General features: G+C 69.8%; 12 protein-coding genes. 4 read left to right on the top strand and 8 right to left on the bottom strand.

All coding sequences use genetic code 11. From position 1 onward, the window contains the following. Positions 1-109: 109 nt before the first annotated feature. From CVO76_RS12795 to CVO76_RS12815, 5 genes are all read right to left on the bottom strand, one after another. Complete coding sequence (locus tag CVO76_RS12795; RefSeq protein ID WP_208739530.1) at positions 110-1,156, bottom strand: alcohol dehydrogenase catalytic domain-containing protein; 1,047 nt, start codon at positions 1,154-1,156, stop codon at positions 110-112. A 53-nt stretch (positions 1,157-1,209) separates the two neighbouring features. After that, positions 1,210-2,835 (bottom strand): BCCT family transporter, encoded by a 1,626-nt coding sequence (locus CVO76_RS12800; RefSeq protein ID WP_208739531.1) that lies wholly within the window; start codon positions 2,833-2,835, stop codon positions 1,210-1,212. Between the two features lie 321 nt (positions 2,836-3,156). Continuing rightward, positions 3,157-4,380, bottom strand: coding sequence for an MFS transporter (locus CVO76_RS12805; protein ID WP_208739532.1), 1,224 nt, complete (start codon positions 4,378-4,380; stop codon positions 3,157-3,159). Between the two features lie 137 nt (positions 4,381-4,517). Further along, on the bottom strand, positions 4,518-4,865 hold the full coding sequence (locus CVO76_RS12810; protein ID WP_208739533.1) for a hypothetical protein: 348 nt from the start codon (positions 4,863-4,865) through the stop codon (positions 4,518-4,520). Between the two features lie 120 nt (positions 4,866-4,985). Further along, positions 4,986-5,906: an AEC family transporter gene (locus CVO76_RS12815; protein ID WP_208739534.1), complete on the bottom strand. Its 921-nt coding sequence runs from the start codon at positions 5,904-5,906 to the stop codon at positions 4,986-4,988. 279 nt (positions 5,907-6,185) lie between these two features. Here CVO76_RS12815 and CVO76_RS12820 point away from each other — a divergent pair, with 279 nt between their 5' ends. The 4 genes from CVO76_RS12820 (at position 6,186) to CVO76_RS12835 (ending at position 11,441) form a co-directional block, all read left to right on the top strand. Next, positions 6,186-7,460 (top strand): Nramp family divalent metal transporter, encoded by a 1,275-nt coding sequence (locus tag CVO76_RS12820; protein ID WP_244185959.1) that lies wholly within the window; start codon positions 6,186-6,188, stop codon positions 7,458-7,460. Positions 7,461-7,492: 32 nt separating this feature from the next. After that, positions 7,493-7,834 (top strand): thiamine-binding protein, encoded by a 342-nt coding sequence (locus CVO76_RS12825; protein ID WP_208739535.1) that lies wholly within the window; start codon positions 7,493-7,495, stop codon positions 7,832-7,834. A gap of 281 nt (positions 7,835-8,115) precedes the next feature. Continuing rightward, the gene (locus CVO76_RS12830) at positions 8,116-10,404 is read left to right on the top strand and encodes a C1 family peptidase (RefSeq protein ID WP_208739536.1); all 2,289 of its coding nucleotides are present in this window, start codon (positions 8,116-8,118) and stop codon (positions 10,402-10,404) included. After that, positions 10,401-11,441: a hypothetical protein gene (locus CVO76_RS12835; protein WP_208739537.1), complete on the top strand. Its 1,041-nt coding sequence runs from the start codon at positions 10,401-10,403 to the stop codon at positions 11,439-11,441. The genes CVO76_RS12830 and CVO76_RS12835 overlap by 4 nt, the downstream gene beginning before the upstream one ends. Before the next feature lie 6 nt (positions 11,442-11,447). Here the strand turns inward: CVO76_RS12835 and CVO76_RS12840 are convergent, their stop codons facing one another. The 3 genes from CVO76_RS12840 to CVO76_RS12850 form a co-directional block, all read right to left on the bottom strand. Next, positions 11,448-11,678 carry a hypothetical protein gene (locus CVO76_RS12840; RefSeq protein WP_208739538.1) on the bottom strand — a complete coding sequence of 77 codons (231 nt, stop codon included), beginning with the start codon at positions 11,676-11,678 and terminating at the stop codon, positions 11,448-11,450. Between the two features lie 4 nt (positions 11,679-11,682). Then, the gene (locus tag CVO76_RS12845) at positions 11,683-12,900 is read right to left on the bottom strand and encodes a S8 family serine peptidase (RefSeq protein WP_208739539.1); all 1,218 of its coding nucleotides are present in this window, start codon (positions 12,898-12,900) and stop codon (positions 11,683-11,685) included. A 120-nt stretch (positions 12,901-13,020) separates the two neighbouring features. Next, a partial coding sequence (locus CVO76_RS12850) for a trypsin-like serine peptidase (protein WP_244185961.1) occupies positions 13,021-13,804 on the bottom strand: 784 nt, incomplete at its 5' end.

A 13,804-nucleotide genomic window follows, 5' to 3' on the forward strand; every position in this document is an offset into this window, starting at 1 on the left:
CACCGCCGACGTCGAGGTGCTTCCGGTGGGCAGGATCGACGAGGCGCTGGACCGGCTGCGCCGCAACGACGTGCGCTACCGCTTCGTGCTCGATCTCGGCGCCGCGGCGTCATGAGCCCGTGTCGATGACGGTGATCCCGCCCGCCGAGCGGTCACCGGCCATGGCCACGAGGGCGTCCGGCACCTCCGCGAGAGAGATGGTCCGCTCGATGAGGTCCTGCGGACGGAGGCGCCCGGTGGTCACGAGGTCCAGCAGCCCGGGGTAGTCCCGGGCGGGCATGCCGTGACTGCCCAGGACGGAGAGCTCCCCGCCGATGACCGCGGCCATGGGCACCACCGGGTCCGAGGGGAACAGGCCGATCTGCACATGCCGACCGCGGGGCCGCAGGGAGAGGATCCCCAGGGCGGCGGTCTCCTCGCGTCCCAGCGCATCCACGGACACGTCGATGCCCGACGACGGTGCGGCCTCGCGCACGGCCGCGAGGGCCTCCGTCCGTGACAGCCCGCTCGAGTCGAGCGTCCGGGCCGCACCGAACCGCGCTGCGCGCGCCAGCGCCGCGTCGTCGACGTCCACGGCGACCACCTGTGCGCCGAGTGCCGCGCCGATCATCACGGCGCTCAGTCCCACGCCGCCGCAGCCCACCACGAGGAGCGTCTCCCCGGCCTGGAGGTGCGCCTGGTGCACGAGTCCGCGGTACGACGTCGCGAACCGGCAGCCGAGCAGGGCTGCCGCCCCTGCATCGAGGGACGCCGGCACGGCGATGAGATTGGTGTCGGCGTCGTGCAGGGCCACGAGGTCCGCGAACGACCCCCAGTGCGTGAAGCCCGGCTGCGTCTGGTTGCGGCACACCTGGCCGTTGCCGGACAGGCACTCGGGGCAGGTGCCGCACGCGCACACGAAGGGCGTCGTGACGCGGTCCCCGACGGAGAACCGGCGCACCTCCCCACCCACCGCCGTGATGGTGCCCACCAGTTCGTGGCCGGGGACGTGCGGGAGGGTGATACCGGCGTCGTGCCCGAGCCAGCCGTGCACGTCGCTGCGGCACAGGCCGGTCGCCTCGACGCGGACGACGACGCCACGTGGGGACGGAGCGGGTTCGGGGACGTCCCGGAGGACGGGACGGGCGGAGAACCCGTCGAAGCAGACAGCGCGCATCGCACCATTCTGCCCCGGGAGTTCCCCGCCCGGCACATCACCCTGAGGGCGCGTCAGGAGTTCGGCTGGACCGTCCTGCGCGCGGCGCGGGATCCGGTACGCCGCGCGCCGGTGACGAGCGGATCCTTCGACAGGTCCATCATGAGCGCCACGCAGAGCCCGATCATCACGAGGAGGAACGGGGCGGCGGCGATGATGGTCAGCGTCTGCAGGGCCTCGAGGCTGCCCACGGACAGCAGGACGGCGGCCACTCCTCCGGTCAGTGCGCCCCACAGGATGGTGAGCCATTTGCGCGGGACGGCTGCGCCGAACGAGGACAGCGAGCCGAGCACGATCGAGGAGGCGTCGGCACCCGAGATGAAGAACACGGCCACGAGGACGACCACGAGGATGGACGTCACCGACGCCAGCGGATACTCCGCGAGGAGCGCGAACATCGCCGATTCCTGGCTCTCCGCGTTCGCCGCGGCGATGTCCACGCCGTTGTCCTGCAGGTTGAGGGCCGATCCGCCCCACACGCCGAACCAGAGGACGCTGATGACGCTGGGGACGGCGACGACGCCGATGATGAACTCGCGGATGGTGCGACCCCTCGAGATCTTCGCGAGGAACGAACCGACGAAGGGCGTCCAGGACACCCACCACGCCCAGTAGAAGATGGTCCACGCCGCCAGCCATGCGTGGCCGCCGAAAGCGCCGGTACGGGACGCCATCTGCGGCAGGCCGATGAGGTAGTTGCCGCCCGACGCCGGGATGAGCTCGAGGATGAAGACCGTGGGGCCGACGACGAACAGGAAGAACAGCAGCGCCAGCGCCAGGACCATGTTGCCGTTCGAGAGCCACTTGATGCCGCGGCTGACGCCGCTGACCGCGGAGATGATGAAGCAGACGGTGAGAACCGCGATGAGGGTGATCTGCAGGGGCAGGCTGCTGCCCACACCGAAGACCTCCGTGAGGCCGCCGTTGATCTGCAGCACGCCGAGCCCGAGGGACGTGGCCGAGCCGAAGAGGGTCGCGAAGATCGCGAAGACGTCGATGGCGCGCAGGGCCTTGGGCGTGGGACGGCCGCGGAAGAGGGCCGTGAAGGCACCGCTGAAACCGGTTCCCCGGCCCTTGCGGAAGGCCGAGTAGGCGAGCGCCAGGCCGACCACGGCGTAGATGGCCCACGGGTGGATGGCCCAGTGGAACAGGGTGTAGTTCATCGCCTGCCGGGCCGCTTCCGGCGTTCCCGGCCCGATGCCGTCGACAGGAGGGGTGAGGTAGTGGGAGATGGGCTCGGTGACGCCGTAGAACATGAGGCCGATGCCCATGCCGGCGCTGAACATCATCGCGATCCAGGACGCCCTGGAGTACTCCGGCTTCTCGCCGTCCTTGCCGAGGGGGATGCGACCGTACCTGCTGAAGGCGAGGAAGAGTGCGAAGACCACGAAGCCGGTGGCCGTGAGCACGAAGGCCCAGCCGAAGTTCGCCACGAGTCCGTTCAGCACGGAGGTGGTGATGTCCGAGAACGCCGTGGGGAAGAGGACGGCCACGAGCATCAGCAGGATGACGATCGAGAGCGAGACGAAGAGGACCGGCCTGTCCAGCGCAGCCTTCGCGGGGGCCTCTCCGGGAGGAGCCTCGAAGGGCGTGTCCTCACTGGGCGGTGATCCGTGGATGGGCTCGGTGGAATTAGACATACGGCTTAGGGTACGCGGGTGGCGGCGGCGGGGTCCGGTGGGGAGCGGGCCCGAATGGTCCTTGCACAGACGCCTCGCGGAGGGCCGGGCCGTCGGCGGTGCGCGCCGGGGGAGGAGCGCGGCCGGCCACCCCGCGTGCTGCTGCTTCGCCGTCATTCCGCCGATCGAAGCCCGGCGGGCGGACGGCCGGGGCATCGGCCGCGGCTCACCCCCGGGGCGCGGAGCCACGGCCCGCGGCGAGTACCGTGGAGGCCCTGCCGGAGCCGCCCGGATGTGACGAAGCACCCATCGACGGGAGCCGTCCGATGCCGTAGGACGGGCTCAGGCGGCGTGCAGGCGGTGCCGTTCCCTGCGGTCCTTCACGGTGTCCGTCGCGAGGCTGAGTCCCAGCCCCGCGGCGACCAGGGCGATCAGCACGAACGGGAGGACCTCCAGGCCCGCTCCGTCGAGCAGGAGCCCGCCGAGGAGCGCACCGCCGCCGATGCCCACGTTGAACGCCGTCGTCTGCAGGGCGGCCGCGAGATCGCGCGTCCGGAAGGATGCCGTACGCAGCATACGGGTCTGCAGCATGGCAGGGATGGCGCCGAAGGCCGCGCCCCAGACGATCACGGCCACCAGCACCACCACGGTATTGGTGGTGGCGAGGGCCAGCGCGAGGACGGCGGCCATGACCACCAGGACGACGCCGACGAAGGCCTTCCGGGGGAAGCGGTCGGCGGCGTACCCGGCACCGACGAGTCCGATGATGCCCGCTCCGCCGTACAGGAAGAGGACGAGCGCGACCGAGCCGGGCTCGAAGGACGAGACATCGGTCAGCCAGGGCGCGATGTACGTGTAGAACGTGTTCTGCCCGGTCAGCAGGATCAGGATGACGGTGCACAGCAGGATCACCGCGCGGAAACTGGGGTCCCGGCGCAGCGGCACTCGCTCCTCGCCGGGTGTGCGCTCGCCGTGGTGGTCCACCGGTGGCAGGAATTTCACGATCACGAGGGCCAGGACGGCGACGACCACCCCGATGATCGTGAAGGCGGTGCGCCAGCCGAGGGCGTTGCCGATCGCCGTTCCCACCGGGACACCGAGCACGAAGGCCGCGGTTCCGCCGCCCGCGGTGATGGCCACGGCCTTGCCGAGCTGGTGGGCCGGGACGAGGTGCGCGGAGTACGCGGCGACCACGGCCCAGAAGAGCCCGTGGGCCAGGCCGCCGAGGATGCGCGCCGCGACCAGGACACCGTAGGTCGGCGCGACCGCGGCGAGGACGTTCGCGAGGGCGATCACGAGGAGGACGACGACGATCAGCGACTTGCGCGAGTACCGCTGGGTGATGGCGGCGAGGGGGGTGGTGGCGACCACGACGGTCCCCGCGAAGATCGTGACGAGGAATCCGGCGGTGGAGAGGCTGACATCGAGGTCCCGCGCCATGGCGGGCAGCAGGCCCGTGGGCAGGAACTCGCTGGTCACGGACACGAAGATCGCGCCCGCGAGGGAGAGCAGTCCGACGTAGGGGAACGGCGCGGTGGTCTTCACCGGCGGGGAGGAAACAGACAAGGGGTACCAATCATGGGAGATCCGGAGGTCGGGCCCCGGCTGCTCCGTTGAAAACCGAAGGGCTTACTTCAGTCAAGACGAGAATGATCCTTGACCCCTGTCGCAACGCCGATGGCGCGCGCGGCATTCCTGCGGCGTCACTGCCGTTCGGCGTCGTACCAGGACCGGCCGGGGGCGGCGCCGGCGGAGATACCGCCTTCCTGCCGGGCGGCGGTGTCCGATCCGGTGTGCCCGTCGCCCGACGGTGCCTCGTCCCCCTCGGCCTGGTGCGGCACGAGCGTCAGGCGGGGACCGGCCTCGCGGTCGTCGAGTTCCTCGGTGAGCTCGTCCTTGCGGGACGCCGTCTCGGCGTCGATCTCGCCGTCCGCGGCGAACTCGTGCTCGATCTCCCGGTGGACCTTGCTGTTCAGGATCTCGACGTCCTCGGTCCGGAGCCGGCCGAGGTCGGCCGGAAAGGGCTCGTCCGGTGAGATCCTGCTGTCCATGCCCATCCCGTCCGTCGGCCGGAGGGGGAACGGCGACCTTTGAATGGTAGGGCCGGGACGTGCGCCGGACAAGCTCCGGTACCGGGTTCCCGCTCCGCGCCCGAGCCCGGGGCCCGTCGTTCAGGCGAGGAGGGCGGCGACGACGACGAGCGCGGGGATCGCGAGCACCGAGGACAGCAGCACGGAATCGCGGGCCAGTGTCATGCCGCGGTCGTAGCGGCTCGCGAACATGAACACGTTCTGCGCCGTGGGCAGTGCGGCCACGACGACGGCGCCGAGCAGCCTCTCGCCGTCGAGCCCGAAGAGGAAGTGGGCGATCAGGTAGGTGGCGGCCGGCATGACGGCGCTCTTCAACGCCGTGGCCGTGAGGACCTGCAGTCGGTCCGGGCTGGGCCTGAGCGGTCGGCTGCCGGGCAGCGACATGCCGAACGAGATCAGCACCATCGGGACGGCCGCCCCGCCGATCAGGGCGAGGGAGTCCCAGACGGGAGCGGGCGGTCGCCAGCCGGTCGCGGACACCGCGACGCCCAGCAGCGACGCGATGATCATGGGATTCCGGAACGGCTGAGTCAGCACCGCGCGCACCGAGGGCTTCCGGCTCGAGGTGAGGTCGAGGATCGTCAGGTAGAGGGGAGCCAGCACCAGGAGCTGGACGAGGAGCACCGGGGCGATCAGCGTCGCGTCGCCGAGGGCGTAGACGGTGATGGGGATGCCGATGTTGTTCGCGTTCACGTACGAGCTCGCCATGGCGCCGATCGCCGTCTCGGCAGCGGGCCGGCGGAAGAGGAACCTGCTGATCAGGACGTAGAGGACGGCGATCGCGAGCGAGGAGACGAGCGCGATCGGCATGTACTCGGAGAACACCGATCCGAGATCCGCGTCGGCCAGGACGGTGAAGAGCAGGGCCGGGTTGGTCACGAAGAACGCCACCTGGTTCAGGGCGAAACCCGCCTGCGGTCCGCCGATGACCAGCCGTGCGGCGATGTAGCCGACGAGGATCACGGCACCCACGACGGCGAATCCGCCCAGCACTCCCAGCATGCGTCCTCCTCCCGCGCCGTCGGCATCCCCGCACGGCGCCCCTTAAGAACCTAGTGCGTCCACCGTCGGACAGTGGACGCACGAGGCCCCGCGAGCCGCAGGTTACGGCGTCCGGCGGGGTTCCGGCTCGGAAGCGAACCCGGTCAGGGTCGGCTCCTGGAGCAGTCGTCGACGCTCGACGCCGTCCGGGCCATCGCGCTGTCCGGCACCGGGCCCGGAACTGCTCAGGGCCCTTGCTAAGCTTCCGACGGGATCATTCCGACTTCGAGGGAGCAGGCAGTGGCGGAGAGTGCACGGGCGGACGTCGACGGTCTCGAGAAACCGAAATGGCGGATCGTCGGGCCCGGACTGCTGGCAGCGGCGACCGGCGTCGGCGCGGGCGACCTCGTCGCCACGCTGATCGCGGGCAGCCAGTACGGGTACGCGCTCCTGTGGGCGGCGGTGATCGGCTGCGTCCTCAAGATCATCCTCGTCGAGGGCGTCGGCCGCTGGTACCTCGCCACGGGCAAGACCATCTTCCAGGGGTGGCGGACCCTCGGCGTCTGGACCAGCTGGTACTTCGGCCCGTACATCGTCATCTGGGGCTTCGTGTACGGCGCGACGGCGATGAGCTCCACCGCGTTGCCCCTGCAGGCACTCTTCCCTGCGGTCCCGCTGAACGTCTTCGCGGTGGCGTCGGGCCTGATCGGCCTGGCCCTGGTGTGGTTCGGCCGGTACGGGCTCTTCGAGAAGATCATGACGGTGATGATCGCCATCATGTTCATCTCGGTGGTCGGTTCCGCCGTCCTCGCCCTGCCGAACATCCCGGCGATGCTCACCGGACTGGTGCCCACCCTGCCCGCGGGCTCCGTCTTCTACGTCCTGGGGCTGGCCGGCGGCGTCGGAGGCACCATCACCCTTGCCGCCTACGGCTACTGGCTGCGGGAGAAAGGGTGGAACCGGCCCAGGTGGATGAACGTCATGCGGGTGGACAACACCGTGGCCTACACGGTGACCGGGATCTTCGTGGTCTGCATGCTCATCCTGGGCGCCGAGCTCCTCTACACCGCCAACATCTCGCTCCAGACCGGCGACCGCGGCCTGCTCGACATGGGCGAGGTACTCGAGGACCGCTACGGCGTCGTCTGGGCGAAGGTCTTCCTCATCGGTTTCTGGGCGTCGTCGTTCTCCTCGCTGCTGGGCGTCTGGCACGGCGTCAGCCTCATGTTCGCCGACTTCTGGGCCAACTTCCGCAAGAAGGCCGACGACCTCTCCGACGACGACGCTCCCGGCGCCACCAGCAAGCCGGCCCGTGCCTACATGCTGTGGCTGACGGTCCCGCCGATGCTGCTGCTGCTCATCGGACGCCCCTTCTTCCTGATCCTGCTCTACGGGGTCCTCGGCTCCCTCTTCATGCCGTTCCTCGCCATCACGCTGCTCGTCCTGCTGAACAGCACCCGTCTCGCCAAGCAGTGGCGGAACAAGTGGCTGTCGAACGTGTTCCTCGCCATCACGACCGTCGTGTTCCTCGTCCTCGGCGCGAACGAGCTCGTCAAGGCGGTCGCCGGAGGCTGACCTCCGGCGGGGGCGCGTGCCAGACTGGGACCATGCTCGTAGCCTTCAGCGTCGCCCCGTCCGGTTCCTCCGACCTCTCCCGCGAGAACCCCGACGGGTCGGTGCACGACGCCGTGGCCGCCGCTGTCGCCGTCGTCCGCGAATCGGGTCTGCCGAACTCCACCGACTCCATGTTCACCACCATCGAGGGCGAGTGGGACGAGGTGATGGCCGTGGTGAAGAACGCCACCGAGGCCGTGGGCCGCTACGGCAGCCGCGTATCGCTCGTCCTGAAGGCGGACATCCGGCCGGGGTGGACGGGCGAGCTGACGGGGAAGGTCGAGCGCCTCGAGGCGGCACTCGCCGAACAGGAGCAGTTCGAGGGCCATTCCTGACGCCTGGCGGGTCCCGCCACCGATCCCCGTGCAGAACCGAACCGGGACTCCGGCGTCCGCACCTCCGGGACCTTCGTCGCGGCTCACCCGCGTGAAGGGGGCTCGTCCAGGCCGTGCTGCAGAGTCCGCGGGACTGGCATCCCCGGTCCACCGCGTGCACCCGACCCCGCAGGCACCGCCTCCGGTCGGACGGCCGGTAACGGGGTAGTAACAGAGGTGGTGATACTCCTTCGTCATGCGGTGGCCCCCAGGCAGGCCGCCCGAGGAGATGGAGGCCCGCGGTGCCGAAAACGCTGCCAGCCGGAGTGGTCGAGTTCAACGGGGCCACCTTCCGGGCGAACGTCATGCCCGATGTCTTCGATGCGAGGGACCTCGAGTACCGGCCACGGCTTGCTCCGTTGCCCGCCGTGCTCGACCGGCGACCCCCGGGCACGCTCGTCCTGAAGCAGGAGGGTAATTCCTGCACGGGGCACGCCCTCGCAGCGATGATCAACACGGTGGTGACGGCGAAGGACGCCCCCGACGGGGTGAGCCCCTACATGCTCTACCGGATGGCGCGGCGCTATGACGAGTTCGACGGCGAATCAGACGAGGGATCCTCACTCAGGGGAGCCTTGAAGGGTTGGTTCTACCACGGGGTGCTGCCCGCCGCGGACTGGCCGGGGCTCCTGGACGACCCCGATCTGGACGGCGATCCCGTCCTCAGCGACAAGGCGTTCGCCCGTCCGCTCGGCGCCTTCTACCGCGTCCACGCCCACCGGCTCGACGACATGCAGTCCGCGATCAACGAACTGAACGTCATCGTCGCCTCGGCGCTGATCCATACCGGCTGGATCCAGCCGACCGGGGTGGCCAAGCCGGGGAGGTCGGACGTGCACCTGATCGAGCGGACACCGGGGGCCGGCCAGCTCGGCGGCCACGCCTTCGTGATCGTCGGCTACAACGACATCGGGTTCCTCGTGCAGAACAGCTGGGGGACCGAGTGGGGCTCCGGTGGCTTCGCGACGCTGCCCTACGACGACTGGCTGGACTCCGCCTACGATGCCTGGGTCGCCCGGCCCGGGGTACCCGCCGTCATCCGGACCAGGGACCGCACGAAGACGGTCGAGGGGACCTCCGGCGCACTCGTCCGCGGAGCCGGACCGGACCTCGTGCGGCTCTCCCGCCACGTGGTGAACCTCGGGAACGACGGGAAGCTCTCTGATACGGGTCGTTTCACCAGCAGCCCCCGGCAGCTCGACCGGATCATGCAGCGCATGGACGAGTACCACCGCTTCTGGCAGGAGAGCGATCCGGCGGGAGGGCGACCCGTGCGGCGCGTGGTCCTGTACGCACACGGCGGTCTCGTCGATGAGCGCTCGGGACTGGCGAGTGCGCAGGCCCAGCTGAACTGGTGGCTGAACAACCAGGTGTACCCCATCAGCTTCGCGTGGCAGAGCGGTCCCGTGGAGACCATGATCAACCGGCTGGACGACCTCATCCGCGGCAAACTCCCGTTCGGCAGTATCGGGTTCGACCTCATCGAGCAGGCCGATCGTTTCGTCGAGAAGTTCGCCCGCGCGAACCTGCGGTGGATGTGGGCCGAGATGAAGGAGAACGCGGCAGCCGCGTCGCGCCCCCTGCCACCGGAGGGGGCCGAACGCGGAGTGGCCGGCGACGAACAGGCAGGGCTCCCCGGTGCCTCCCTCCTGGTCCGGCGCCTCGCCGACTACGCCAGGGCGACCGGTGGCGACGACCTCGAGGTCCACCTCGTGGGGCACAGTGCGGGTTCCATCTTCACCGCGAACCTGCTGCCCAGGCTCGAGGACGAGGGCGTGCCCGTCGCGTCCCTGACCTGGCTCGCTCCGGCGATCCGCCTCGACGAGTTCGACCGGACGGTACTGCCGCACCTGGTGTCGGGACACGTCCGCAGACTCGCCTCCTTCGGCCTGGGCGACCACCAGGAGATGAACGACGTCGTCGGCACGGGGAAGGTCAGCATCTACCAGAAGTCGCTGCTCGTGCTCGTCTCGCACGCCCTGGAGAGCGGCGCACACAGCCGGAGCGGTGGGGAGGTGCCGCTGTTCGGCATGGAGCGTTTCCTGACCAGCCCCCTCCAGGGCTCCACCCTGGCCGACATCCTGCCGACGCTGCCCGCCGAGCTGGTGTTCTCTCCCAGCGAAGGACCGGCGGCCGCCCATTGCGCGGCGACGACCCACGGAGGATTCGACAACGACGCCGCGACGATGACGTCGGTCCTGCTCCGGATCCTCGGTCGTCAGGACGTGGCCGAGCGCACCCGGTTCGAACCGCACACGCCGTTGCTCGATCCCGCCCCCGCGATGGGACGGCGGCCGGAAGCATCCCTCTCCGCACCTGCTCGCGTTGTCGTCGTCGAGCACGCGGGAACGGTCCCGGTCACGCGAATGGCAGCACCCCAGCCCGACCATGTGAGCGTACCTGCCTCGAACGGTCTACTGCCCGAGGAGCACTTGGCGCCGATGACCAGCAGCCCCGTCATGGATGCCCTCACCCGCGACGGATGGGCTGCAGCACCCGCTCACCCGCGAAACGATGCGCCACCACGATGAGCTCGCGCCAGGCACCTGCACAGCTTCCGTTCGGCAGGCCGACCAACTCCACGTGGCGTGAGCACACGGTCGCCAGTGCGGCCCAGGTCCGCACCCTAGCTGCCTGGCTGACGAAGATCGACCCGCCGACTGCAGGCAATCCCGCATCGAGCGCCGGGAACGCCGTCCTGGATGCTGCGATCGCCGGTCACCTCGACGAGGCGATCAGGATCGCCGCGAACCGATCACCGATACTTCAGGTCTCCTACAACGGCGCCAGGGTCGAGCGCGCGCTGAGCCACCTCGAAGCCGCGCAGGTCGCCCTCCTGCGACGGGCACCCGTCTGGTTCGTGCAGTCCGAACTGCCGAACCTCCAGTCGCACGCACGCCAGCACCTGCCGCCCACCGATCCCCAACGGGCGGTCATCGAGCGGGCCGCCAGGACATCACCCCAGGCGGCGGCCCTGGACGAGGCCACCCGCATGGCGGTGGTGTCCGCCTACCGGGCGGCGTGCTTCGAGGCGCGCCAGGAGTTCTCCCGTGTACGGAGCTTCCGGAACATCCTCCTGATGAGTGCCCTCGTCCTCACCGTCCTGGCTGTGGTGCTCGCGGCTGCGGGCTGGTTCCGCCCGGAGGAATTGCGCCTGTGTTTCGGGGCGCCCGACCAGGTGGCCTGCCCCACCGGATCCGAGGCGCGTCCCTGGGACATGCTGTTCATCGAGTCCTTCGGCCTCATCGCTGCGGCGGTATCAAGCTCCGCGGCACTACGCCACGTACGGGGGACCTCGACGCCCTACGGGCTGCCCCTCGCGCTCGCGGTCCTGAAGCTGCCGGCCGGAGCACTGACAGCGGTGCTCGGCCTGCAGCTGATGCGCGGCGGGTTCGTGCCGGGCCTGAGCGCACTCGACACCCCCGCTCAGATCGTCGCCTGGGCGATCGTGTTCGGAGCCGCTCAGCAACTCTTCACGGGCCTGGTGGATCGCCAGGCCCAGACCGTCCTCGACGACGTCGGTGGGAAGGACGGCGCGAAGGACGGTGGGAAGGCGGCGGGTGCGTGAGGTGGGCTACTGGACGGCGTCGCCCGGGGAGGGCAGCCGATAGGTCAGATCCTCGTCCACCGCGGCCACCCCGTCGATCGTGCCGAGCCCGGCCAGGAGAGCGGCCGTCACCGAACCGGTGATCATGCCGAGTCCGGGCAGCACCCGGTCGACCACCATGCCGCGGAGGCCGAGCTGCTCTGCGACATGGTGGATCGATGGGCGGTGCTCGTCGTCGACCGTCACGGTGACCTTCATGCGGCTATTCCTGCGGCGCCATCGCAAGCCCCGAACCGACGTCCACCGACGGTGCCTGCAGTCGGGAACTCTCCTGCACCAGCACGGACCACAGCTCCCGCCCCCGGTATCCGGTGGCTTCGGCCCACAGTGCCGCGATACCCGCGACGTGCGGCGTCGCCATGCTGGTCCCGCTGATCGTGTTGTAGCGGTCGGGCATCAGCCAGGAGGAGTGCACCCGGTAGCCGGGACCGGCGATGTCTACCTGCCCGCCGCGCACGGGCAGTGTCCGCGCCGAGAAGTACGCCAGATCCAGTTGCTCGTCGAGTGCGCCCACCGCGAGGATGAACGGACTGTTGGCGGGTGCGCCGACGAAACCGAAGTCGTTCTGGCGCCGGTCCGCGTTGTTCCCGGCCGCCGCGATGATCAGCGAACCCTGGTCGAGCACCCGCCGCCCGATGGCGGTGTACGGCGGATGAACCTGCGCTATATCGGCTCCGAGGGACATCGAGATCACGGCGCAGCCGTTCACCAGCGCCCACTCGATGCCGGCGATGATTCCACCGTCACTGCCGGAACCGGAGTTGCTGAGCACCTTTCCGGCGTAGATGTCGGCTTCGGAGGCCACGCCGTAGCCCGGTCCTTCACGGGAGGAGCGCGGCCCGCAGGAGGTGCCGATGCAGTGCGTTCCGTGCCCGTGCCCGTCCTGCGGGTCCTCGCCGGGGATGAAGGACTCGACCGTGACCTGACGGCCCGCGAAGTCCGAATGCGACGAATCGAAGCCGGTGTCGAGTACCGCCAGCCTGATGCCCTTGCCGGTGCGGGGGGACGTTGCGGCGCCGGTCGCCTGGAGGCCCCACGTGAAGTGCTCGGTGTCCTGGAACAGTGCCGAGGGTGGGCTCAGGGTCCCCTGCGACAGCGCGTGGTGCACGAGTTCCGGCGAGATGGACTCGATGTTCGACTGGTCCGACGACATGCGCAGCGCCCCGGCTTGCTGGGGATCCGCGGTGACGACGGCGACGCCGAGGGAGGCGAACACCGTGGCATCGGCATCGCCGGCCGTCGCCGGGTCGACCGGCCCATGGCCGAAGTCGCGGGAGTCCGCCACGTTGGACAGGCCGGCAGCCGACCTCAAAAAGGCAGGCGGATCGGCTTCGGTCTCGGCGAAGACCACGATGAAGCGTCCGGTGGTTTCCGGTGCCGAGCCGGAGGGCCGGTCGCCGGAGGAATCTGGTTCGATCATGTCACTCAACCTCAGGGGTGTCGGGGTGGATCCTTCAGGGGCAGGAGGAAGTCCTGCGGTTCGGGGCGAGCCCGGAGTCGGCCCGGCTCCCCGATGGCGGGAAACAGGGCTCGCGCGTGCCTACGGCCAGGTGTTGCGCGCCCAGTGCAGCAGGTTCGTCAGCGCATTGCCCCCGGCGGCGACGTTCTGTCGTGGTTCACCGAAGTTGTCCTCGCCGCCCGAGTGGGTGCCGACGATATCGGGAGACCCCCCGAACCACCCGAAGACGGGTGCGCCGCTCTGGCCGCCCTCGGTGTCGGCGCGGTATTCGAGCTCCACGCCGGCGCCGTCGTTGTCGTCGTCGATGATCGGGAAATTGAGGAAGAGCCACGGCCGGTTGCCACCGTCCTTGTCCCAGGGGTAACCGGGCAGAGTCCACACACTCTGGTCCTCCCAGCCCGGGTTGTAGGTCCGGAAACCGAACCACCCGAGGCTGCTGCCCAGCGCGACATCGAGCCGCATGACCGCCATGTCGTCGCCCTGCGCGTGGCTGCTGTACCCGTGGGCGCCGGTCACCCAGGACGCGGCCCACGCGCCATGGATGGATGCGCCGTCGTAGAAGGCCGGCACGAAGAGCGCCTTCCAGTTCGCGGAGCCCCAGGGGACCACGTGGCTCGCGGTCAGGATGCTGCGGGCTCCGATCAAGGACGCCGTACCCCACCATGTCCAGTTCGGTGCAGCGGCATCGGTCCAGACGAAGATACGGCCGACGACGGAGAAGGGGTAGGCGTTGGGGTAGTACGCCGACCTGCCGTCGCCCTCGATGACCCATTCCGGGCGCACTTTCGCCCCGTTCCTGCGGACGAGGCGGGTCGGTTCGACCACGGGGGCGAGGACCGGCGTCGGCGCGACGGCGACCCAGTCC

Origin of the sequence: Arthrobacter agilis, from assembly GCF_002953615.1 — a bacterium.
GTDB lineage: Bacteria > Actinomycetota > Actinomycetes > Actinomycetales > Micrococcaceae > Arthrobacter_D > Arthrobacter_D agilis_B.

Excerpts from the sequence above, each read along its gene's own strand:
- CVO76_RS12840 (WP_208739538.1), bottom strand. The coding sequence starts at position 11,678 with ATGAAGGTCACCGTGACGGTCGACGACGAGCACCGCCCATCGATCCAC.
- CVO76_RS12795 (WP_208739530.1), bottom strand. The coding sequence starts at position 1,156 with ATGCGCGCTGTCTGCTTCGACGGGTTCTCCGCCCGTCCCGTCCTCCGG.
- CVO76_RS12835 (WP_208739537.1), top strand. The coding sequence starts at position 10,401 with ATGAGCTCGCGCCAGGCACCTGCACAGCTTCCGTTCGGCAGGCCGACC.
- CVO76_RS12845 (WP_208739539.1), bottom strand. The coding sequence starts at position 12,900 with ATGATCGAACCAGATTCCTCCGGCGACCGGCCCTCCGGCTCGGCACCG.
- CVO76_RS12810 (WP_208739533.1), bottom strand. The coding sequence starts at position 4,865 with ATGGACAGCAGGATCTCACCGGACGAGCCCTTTCCGGCCGACCTCGGC.
- CVO76_RS12800 (WP_208739531.1), bottom strand. The coding sequence starts at position 2,835 with ATGTCTAATTCCACCGAGCCCATCCACGGATCACCGCCCAGTGAGGAC.
- CVO76_RS12825 (WP_208739535.1), top strand. The coding sequence starts at position 7,493 with ATGCTCGTAGCCTTCAGCGTCGCCCCGTCCGGTTCCTCCGACCTCTCC.
- CVO76_RS12815 (WP_208739534.1), bottom strand. The coding sequence starts at position 5,906 with ATGCTGGGAGTGCTGGGCGGATTCGCCGTCGTGGGTGCCGTGATCCTC.